General features: G+C 72.1%; 5 protein-coding genes. 4 read left to right on the forward strand and 1 reads right to left on the reverse strand.

What is annotated here, in order from left to right; genetic code table 11:
* Window positions 1–100: 100 nt before the first annotated feature.
* Window positions 101–2,269: a SpoIIE family protein phosphatase gene (locus ACH4S8_RS17665; protein ID WP_398394781.1), complete on the forward strand. Its 2,169-nt coding sequence runs from the start codon at window positions 101–103 to the stop codon at window positions 2,267–2,269.
* A 72-nt stretch (window positions 2,270–2,341) separates the two neighbouring features.
* Here the strand turns inward: ACH4S8_RS17665 and ACH4S8_RS17670 are convergent, their stop codons facing one another.
* On the reverse strand, window positions 2,342–4,654 hold the full coding sequence (locus tag ACH4S8_RS17670) for a transglycosylase domain-containing protein (protein ID WP_398394783.1): 2,313 nt from the start codon (window positions 4,652–4,654) through the stop codon (window positions 2,342–2,344).
* A gap of 732 nt (window positions 4,655–5,386) precedes the next feature.
* On the opposite strand from ACH4S8_RS17670, the gene ACH4S8_RS17675 reads away from it, so the two are divergent.
* Genes ACH4S8_RS17675 through ACH4S8_RS17685 form a run of 3 tightly spaced genes read left to right on the forward strand, consistent with a single transcriptional unit; the run spans window position 5,387 to window position 8,939 of the window.
* Window positions 5,387–5,914, forward strand: a complete 528-nt coding sequence (locus ACH4S8_RS17675) for a PadR family transcriptional regulator (protein ID WP_398394786.1) — start codon at window positions 5,387–5,389, stop codon at window positions 5,912–5,914.
* Window positions 5,911–6,609, forward strand: coding sequence for an ABC transporter ATP-binding protein (locus ACH4S8_RS17680; RefSeq protein ID WP_398394788.1), 699 nt, complete (start codon window positions 5,911–5,913; stop codon window positions 6,607–6,609). Before ACH4S8_RS17675 ends, ACH4S8_RS17680 begins: the two co-directional genes overlap by 4 nt.
* A complete protein-coding gene (locus ACH4S8_RS17685; RefSeq protein WP_398394790.1) occupies window positions 6,606–8,939 on the forward strand; it encodes an ABC transporter permease in 2,334 nt (777 codons plus the stop codon). The genes ACH4S8_RS17680 and ACH4S8_RS17685 overlap by 4 nt, the downstream gene beginning before the upstream one ends.
* Window positions 8,940–9,030: the final 91 nt, after the last annotated feature.

The raw sequence follows: 9,030 nt of genomic DNA on the forward strand, positions 1-9,030 counted from the left end.
GTCCCGGCCCTGACGACACGCAGAATCCGTTCCTGGGGCACACATTCCGGGTATCGGGGCTGCGGGAAGAACTGCGCGCACGGCGCGCAGCCCCGGACGGATGGACTCGACACGCGTGACGGAGCACCCCACCTCGCACGAGCGCCGGCAGAGCGGCGCCGGCCGGCCGGCCGCCCCCGCGGACCCTCGCGGGGCGCTCCTGCGTACCTCGGAGCCGCCGTCCCAGCTGCCGGGTCCCGGAGCGTTACCGGTGCAGGCCCGTACGGGCGACGCACCGAGGGGTTCGGGTGCGCCGAAGCCGCGCGGCAAGCGCGGGAAGTCGGGCGGCCAGGTGTCCGCCGACGCCGGCATGTCCGCGTCCTCGGGCACGAACGTGCCGCCGGCCTCCTCCGGGCCCGGTTCCGAGCACTCGCAGCCGTCGGCGACCGAGCCCGACACGCACCGGCCGCGGCCCGCGCCGGAGGGCATCCCGATCCAGCCGGACGCCGAGAAGGGCCGGGCCGCGCGGCCCGCCGGCGGCAAGGAGCGCCGGAGCGGACAGGGCGGCCCGCAGGGCGGCCCGATGCCGATGCGGCGGGACGGGGACCGGCTGCGGTTCGTGGGCGCCGCGACCCGGCGGATCGCCCGGGGCATCGACCTCGACGAGATCGTGATGGGGCTGTGCCGGGCGACCGTGCCGACGTTCTCGGACGCGATCCTCGTCTATCTGCGGGACCCGCTGCCGGTCGGGGACGAACGGCCGACGGGTCCGCTGGTGCTGCGGCTGCGGCGCACGGACCGGATCCCCGAGGAGCGGGACACCGAGAGCGGCTTCCTGCCGGCGCTGCGGCCCGAGCCCAGTGAGCTGTCGGCTCTGACGGCGGAGCTGTGCGAGGTGCGCCCCGGTGGCGCCCTCGCCGAGGTGCTGCGCGGGGTGCGGCCGGTGTTCGCGGACGCGCCCGCCGCGCGGGCCGCGCTGCCCGAGCTGCTCGGTGACGATCTGCCGGTGCCGAGCGGGCAGCGCGCGATCCTCGCCCCGCTGCGCGGCCGCCGCCGGGTGATCGGCGCGGCGCTGTTCCTGCGCCGGCCCGAGCGGCTCGCGTTCGAGGCGGACGACCTGCTGGTCGCGGCGCAGCTGGCCACGCACAGCGCGCTCGGCATCGACAAGGCGGTGCTGTACGGCCGTGAGGCGTACATCGCCGACGAGCTCCAGCGCACGATGCTGCCCGAGACGCTGCCGCGGCCCACGGGGGTCCGGCTCGCGTCCCGCTATCTGCCGGCCGCGGAGACGGCGCGGGTCGGCGGCGACTGGTACGACGCGATCCCGCTGCCGGGCAGCCGGGTCGCGCTGGTCGTCGGTGACGTGATGGGCCATTCCATGACGTCGGCGGCGATCATGGGCCAGCTGCGGACGACGGCGCAGACCCTCGCGGGACTGGATCTGCCGCCGCAGGAGGTGCTGCACCATCTCGACGAGCAGGCGCAGCGGCTCGGCACCGACCGCATGGCGACCTGCCTGTACGCCGTCTACGACCCGGTGTCGCACCGGATCACGATCGCCAACGCGGGCCATCCGCCGCCGGTGCTGCTGCATCTGGGCGGGCGGGCCGAGGTGCTGCGGGTGCCTCCGGGCGCCCCCATCGGTGTGGGCGGGGTCGATTTCGAGGCGGTGGAGCTGGACGCGCCGGCCGGGGCGACGCTGCTGCTGTACACGGACGGTCTGGTCGAGTCGCGGCTCCGCGACGTCTGGACCGGGATAGAACAGCTGCGGGAGAAGCTCGCGGCGGTCGCGGCGCTGACCGGGCCGGATCATCCGCCACCGCTGGAAGCCCTGTGCGACGAGGTGCTCGACATGCTCGGCCCGGGAGACCGGGACGACGACATCGCGCTGCTCGCGGCGCGGTTCGACGGGATCGCGCCGAGCGACGTCGCGTACTGGTTCCTGGAGCCGGAGGACGCCGCTCCCGGCCGGGCCCGGCGCCTGGCCCGGCGGGCCCTGGCCCGCTGGGGCATGGAGGACATGACCGACTCGGTGGAGCTGCTGGTCAGCGAGGTCGTGACGAACGCGGTGCGGTACGCCTCGCGGCCGGTGACGCTGCGGCTGCTGCGGACGGACGTGCTGCGCTGCGAGGTCGGCGACGACGTGCCCCAGCTGCCGCGGCTGCGGCAGGCGCGGGCCACGGACGAGGGCGGCCGCGGGCTGTTCCTGGTGAACCGGCTGGCGCGGCGGTGGGGGGCGACCCGGCTGAGCACCGGCAAGGTGGTCTGGTTCGAGCTGAACCGGAACTGAACGGAACGGACGGCACGCCAGAGGGGCACCCGGAGATCCGGGTGCCCCTCTGGCGTGTGTGTGTCGGCGGCGCTACTGGGTCGTTCCGCCGAACGGGTTGTCCAGGACGTCGCCGGTGGGGGAACTCGTCGGGGTGGACGGGCTCGTCGTCGTCGGTGCGGGCGTCGTCGGCTCGTTCGTGGGCGACGGCGGGCTGCTCGTGGTGGGCGGCTGCGTCGACGGTTCCTCCGTCGTCGGGGTCGACGACGGCGTGCTGGACGGCGTCTGGCTGAAGGTGGGCAGGCCGGTCGGCGCCACGGCCGCGCCCGAGGTGGTGTTCAGGTCGAACTTGGTGACCTTCCCCGCCATCGCCTCGAACGTGTAGGCCGCCCAGATCTTCGCCGGGAAGCCACCGCCGTTGACGCGCGGCACGCCGCCCGCCCCGTACATGGGGACATGGGCGTGGGTCTTCGGGTCCTCGCCGAACAGCAGCACCGAGGTGACCAGGTTCGGGGTGTAGCCGGTGAACCAGGCGGACCTGTTCTTGTCCGACGTACCCGTCTTGCCTGCGACCTGCTGGCCGTCGCGGGCCTGGTTGTTCGCCACGGACTCCCTGGCCGTACCGTCGTCGACCACGCCGGTCAGCACCGAGGTGACCGTGTCGGCGGCCTCCTCGCTGATGACCTGGCCGCCGATCGCGTCGGGCATCACGACCCTACGGTCCTTGTGCTCGACCGAGGCGACGATCGTCGGGGTGACCTTCTTGCCGTGGTTGTCGAGCGTGGCGTACGCGCCCGCCATCTCCAGCGGGCTGGCGCCCATGGAGCCGAGGGTCTGGGCGGGCACCGCCTGCAGGCCCTTGGTGTTCATGCCGAGCTTGCCCGCGACCTTCAGCACCTCGTCCATGCCGACGTCGACGCCCATCTGCGCGAAGACGGAGTTGATGGACTTGTTCATCGCGGTCTGCACGGTGACGGGGCCGTAGCTGGTCTCGTCCTCGTTCGGCGGCGCGAAGCCGATGCCGCTGCCGACAACGGGACGGCGGTTGGTGCCGTCGTAGACCGTGTTCGCGGTGATCGGGTTGCCGGAGTGCGTCTTGGCGTTCTCCGCCAGGGCGGCCGCGAGGATCATCGGCTTGAACGTCGACGCGGCCTGGTAGTCGTCGCGCGTCGCGTTGTTGTAGAAGTGCTTGAAGTAGTCCGTGCCGCCGTACATCGCGAGGACCTTGCCGGTCTTGGGGTCGACCGACACGGCACCGGCCTGGACGTCGGCGTCGACCTTGCGCTTCTTCGGGGCCAGCTTGCTGGTGAGCTGCTGCTTGACCGCCTTCTCGAGCAGGGCCTGCTTGTCCTTGTCGACGTTCAGCTTGATGGTCCAGCCGCCCGCGGTGAGCAGGGCCTTGGCGTCGTCCAGGTCGTCGGCGGTGCCCTGGGAGACGAGCTGCCTGGCCACCTCGTTGTCGGCCGCCTCCACCATGTAGCCGAGCTGGCCCTCCATGCCGGGCGCGCCCTTGGGTTCCTTGGGGACCGGGAACTTGAGGCCGGAGCGCTCGCCGGCGTCGAGCCAGTGCTTCTCGACCATGTTGTCGAGGGTGTAGTTCCAGCGGGCCTCGACGAGCTTCTTGCCGGTCTTCGAGGCGACCGCCCAGTCGTACTGGCTCGGGGCCTGGAGCAGCGAGGCGAGGTAGGCGCCCTGCGCGACCGAGAGCTTCTGGGCGTCGACGCGGTAGTAGGCCTGCGCCGCCGCCTGGATGCCGTAGGCGTTGCGGCCGTAGTAGCTGGTGTTGATGTAGCCCGCCAGGATGTCGTCCTTGGACTTCTGGCGGTCCACCTTCAGCGAGATGACCATTTCCTTCAGCTTGCGCGTGACGGTCTGGTCCTGGCTGAGGTAGTAGTTCTTGACGTACTGCTGGGTGATCGTCGAACCACCCTGCTTGCCCTTGCCGGAGAGGGTGTTGATCAGACCTCGGGCGGTGCCCTTGAGGTCGATGCCCGAGTCGCCGTAGAAGGTCTTGTTCTCGGCGGCGACGAACGTCTTCTGGACGTCCTTGGGCACCTTGGACAGGTCGACGATCTCGCGGTTGACCTTGCCGGTGCGGGCCATCAAGCTGCCGTCGCTGTATTCGTAGATGTTGCTCTGGCGCTTCGCGGCCGCGTTGACCTCGGGCACCGGGACGATCATGTAGAGCACGATGAAGCCGCCCATGCCGAGCAGGCAGAAGCCGAAGAACGTCCCGAGGATCGTCTTCCAGTTCACGAACCGGCGTATGCCGGTGCGGCGGGGCTTGGACTTGCCGCCCGCCTTCGCGCCGGGCCCGGGGCCCGGCGATTCATGCCCAGACGAGCTCTGGGGCGCCACGCGGCGGCCCTGCGCCTGCCGCGCTCGTCTCTCGTCAGCTCGTCCCATGGGTCGATCCGCTCCGCTTCTTTCTCGTGTGGCACACAAGTTCGTCGGCCAGGTCAGCTCAGCAAGCTAACACCGCGGCCTATGACAAAGGGGCGCCGATCCGGCCTTTTCCGGACGTGACAATCAGCACGCCCTGGGCACACCCCCACTGAATGCGACGAGCGGAAGGGGCGGAAGGTTGCCACGACGGCCAAAGTGTCGGCACTCCGACAGAACGGAGCCGGGCCCGCGAGGCGGGAGACCCGTCACGCCGTCACTCCCTTCCCCCGCGTCCCGCTACCCCTCTCCCGCACCGGGCGCGTCCGACGCCGGGGCCGCGGGCGGGGTGCCCGGCCTGCCGGAGCCCCGGGTGCGGGAACGCGCCGCGCACGGCATCGGCGGGGGGCTCGCGCCGCCGTCCGGCCCTCCCGGACCGCTCCCCGGCGCCGCCCCGCACGCCGCCCCGTGGGCCGTCCGCACGGTCCGGCCCGCACCGGAGACGGGGGCGGTCCCGCCCGTACCGGAGGCGGAGGCCCTCCACCCGTGACCGCTCCCGCGAAGGACGAGGAGCCGGGGATCCGGAGGAGTGGGAGCCGGCGATCCGGCGACACGGGGCGGGACGGTTCCAGAATCGTGACAATCAGGCGTGACCAGCCTGTTCCTCCGCCCGGGGCGCCCTTCCGGCCCCCTCTCCGGCGGGCTATACACGTCACGTATACATGCGGTGTATACGCCGTGTGTAGAGTGCTCGGCATGTCCATCGGTCACACCCTTCTGGGACTCCTGGAGTCCGGGCCGCGTCACGGTTACGACCTGAAGCGGGCCTTCGACGAGAAATTCGGTCACGACCGGCCACTGCATTACGGCCAGGTCTACTCGACGATGTCGCGGCTGCTGAAGCACGGACTCGTCGAGATCGACGGGATCGAGGCGGGCGACGGGCCCGAGCGCAAGCGGTACGCGATCACCGAAGCCGGGGTCACCGACGTACAGCGCTGGCTCGCGACGCCGGAGAAGCCCGAGCCGTACCTCCAGTCGACCCTGTACACGAAGGTCGTCCTCGCCCTGCTGACCCGCCGGGACGCGAGCGAGCTCCTCGACACCCAGCGTTCGGAGCACCTGCGGATGATGCGCATGCTCACCGAACGCAAGCGCAAGGGCGACTTCGCCGACCAGCTGATCTGCGACCACGCCCTGTTCCACCTGGAGGCCGATCTGCGGTGGCTGGAACTGACGGCCGCGCGCCTCGACCGGCTCGCCGAGGCGGTGACGGCCCGATGACCGCGCCCACCCCTCCCCCCGGCTCCCTGCTCACCGCCGCGGAGCTGCGCAAGACCTACGGCCCGACCACCGCGCTGGACGGTGCCGCGTTCTCCATCCACCCCGGCGAGGTCGTCGCCGTGATGGGCCCCTCCGGCTCCGGCAAGTCCACCCTGCTCCACTGCCTCGCCGGGATCGTCACGCCCGACTCCGGCTCGATCACGTACGACGGCCGCGAGATGGCGACGATGAACGACGCCCAGCGCAGTGCGCTGCGCCGCTCCGAGTTCGGGTTCGTCTTCCAGTTCGGCCAGCTCGTACCGGAACTGAGCTGTGTCGAGAACGTCGCGCTGCCGCTGCGGCTGAACGGCACGGGCCGCAAGGAGGCCGAGCGCACCGCTCTGTCGTGGATGGAGCGGCTGGAGGTCGACGACCTCAAGGGCAAGCGGCCCGGTGAGGTCTCCGGCGGTCAGGGCCAGCGGGTGGCCGTCGCCCGTTCGCTGGTCACCAGCCCCCGGGTGCTGTTCGCCGACGAGCCGACCGGCGCCCTCGACTCGCTCAACGGCGAGCGCGTGATGGAGCTGCTGACCGACGCGGCCCGCTCGACGAACGCCGCCGTCGTGCTCGTCACGCACGAGGCGCGCGTGGCCGCGTACTCGGACCGCGAGGTCGTCGTACGGGACGGCAGGTCCAAGGACATGGAGCGGATCGTATGAGTGCCCGCCAGTGGTCCCGCGACCTCGCCATGGGCGCCCGGTTCGCGGTGACCGGGGGCCGCGAGGCGTGGGTGCGCGTCCTGCTGACGGCCGTCGGTGTCGGGCTCGGGGTGGCGCTGCTGCTGCTCACCACGGCGATCCCGAGCGCGCTCGCCTCCCGGCACGACCGGGAGAGTGCCCGCGACGACATGACGTACAACTCTGCGGTGAAGAAGCGCTCCGACCGTACGCTGCTCATCGCCCACACGGACACCACCTTCCGCGACGAGGACGTGCGCGGCCGGCTGGTCGAGCCCGAGGGCTCCCGGGCCCCCCTGCCGCCGGGCGTGTCCGCGTTCCCGGCGACCGGCGACATGGTCGTCTCGCCCGCTCTGGACCGGCTGCTGAAGTCCCCCGACGGCAAACTCCTGCGCGAGCGGATCACCTACCGGATCAGCGGCACGATCGCCGACAGCGGTCTCGTCGATCCGCACGAACTCGCCTACTACGCGGGATCCGACCACCTGACCCCGAACGAACGGAGCACCGAACGGACCGAGCGCATCGACCGGTTCGGCTCCGTCCGGCAGTCCGAGCCGATGGATCCCGTCCTGGTACTGCTCGTACTGATCGTCTTCGTGGTGCTGCTGATGCCGGTCGGCGTCTTCATCGCCGCGGCCGTACGGTTCGGCGGCGAGCGGCGCGACCGGCGGCTCGCGGCGCTGCGGCTGGTCGGCGCGGACGGGCGGATGGCCCGGCGGATCGCGGCCGGCGAGGCCCTGGCCGGAGCGCTGGCCGGACTGGTCCTCGGCGCCGGATTCTTCCTGATCGGACGCCGGCTCGCCGGCCTGGTCATGGTCTTCAGGACCAGCGTCTTCCCGGGCGACCTCGATCCGTCGCCCGCTCTGGTGGCGCTGGTGGCCGTCGCCGTCCCGGCCGCGGCGGTCGCCGTGACGCTCTTCGCGCTGCGCGGCGTCGTGATCGAACCGCTCGGCGTGGTGCGTACGGCACGGCCCTCGCGGCGCCGGCTGTGGTGGCGGCTGCTGCTGCCGCTGGGCGGCCTCGCGATGCTGTACCCGATGATCGGGCAGGGGCGGGAGAACGGGGACTTCAACCAGTACCTCGTCGTCGGCGGCGTCCTGCTGCTGCTGGTCGGCATCACCGCGCTGCTGCCCTGGGTGGTCGAGGCGGTCGTCGGACGCCTGAACTCCGGCGGGGTCGCCTGGCAACTGGCCGTCCGAAGGCTCCAGTTGAGCAGCGGTTCGGCGGCCCGCATGGTCAACGGCATCGCGGTGGCGGTGGCCGGGGCGATAGCCCTGCAGATGCTGTTCGCCGGGGTCGACAGCGACTACACCAAGGTCGGCAAGGCCGACCTCGCACGGGCCCAGATGACCGTCGAGATACCGGCCGACGCCCCGCTGCGCACGGCGGTCCGGCAGCTGTCCGGGACGAAGGGCGTCACGCACACGACGACCCTGGGGCGGACCGACGTGGGCGACGGACGCCATGAACCCGCGCACGAGACGTCCGTGACGGTCGGCGACTGCACGGCCCTGCGGGAGGCGGCCGAGCTGCCTTCCTGCAAGAACGGCGACATCTTCGCCGTGGAGGGCCTCGACTGGGACACGAGCACCTCGAAGATCGACAAGGCCGGCACCCGGCTCTACATCGATCCGTCCTACGGCTCCTCCGTCAAGGGCCGGGAGATCTCCTGGACGGTGCCGAAGGGCGTCAAGGCGGCCCGCTCGCGCAAGGACCCGGTCGGCGAGGAGCGCGGCGGCTTCCTGTTCACGCCCGGCGCGCTGCCCGGCCGGGCAGCGTCCACCGTGCACGCGACGGTCTTCCTGCGGCTCGACGAGTCGGTGCCGGACGTCCGCGACCTGGTCCGCAACAGCGCGGCGAGGAGCGGCCCGTTGACCGACACCACCACCTGGACGGCGACGATCCGGTCGGAGAAGTTCACCTCCATCCGCACGGGCCTGTTCGTCGGCGCGGCCTGCGTCCTCGTACTGATCGGCGCGAGCCTGCTGGTCTCCCAGCTCGAGCAGCTGCGCGAGCGCAGGAAGCTGCTGTCGGCGCTGGTCGCCTTCGGCACCCGGCGCCGCACACTGAGCATGTCGGTGCTGTGGCAGACCGCGATCCCGATCGCGCTGGGGCTCGGCCTCGCGGCGGTCGTGGGGCTCACCCTCGGCACCGTCCTGCTCAAGATGACGGGGACCTCGGTGAGCGTGGACTGGGCGAGCGTGCTGTCGATGACCGGGATCGGCGCGGGGGTCGTGCTTCTGGTGACGCTGCTCAGCCTGCCGCCGCTGATCCGGCTGATGCGGCCGGACGGACTGCGCACGGAGTAGGGCGCCGGACGGACGCGCGGGCGGCGGGGCGCCGTCCGCGACCGGGGCCGCCCCCCGGGGGGCCCCCCCCGCGGGGGGGCCCCCCGGCGGC

Origin of the sequence: Streptomyces sp. NPDC021080 (assembly GCF_044333225.1) — a bacterium.
GTDB lineage: Bacteria > Actinomycetota > Actinomycetes > Streptomycetales > Streptomycetaceae > Streptomyces.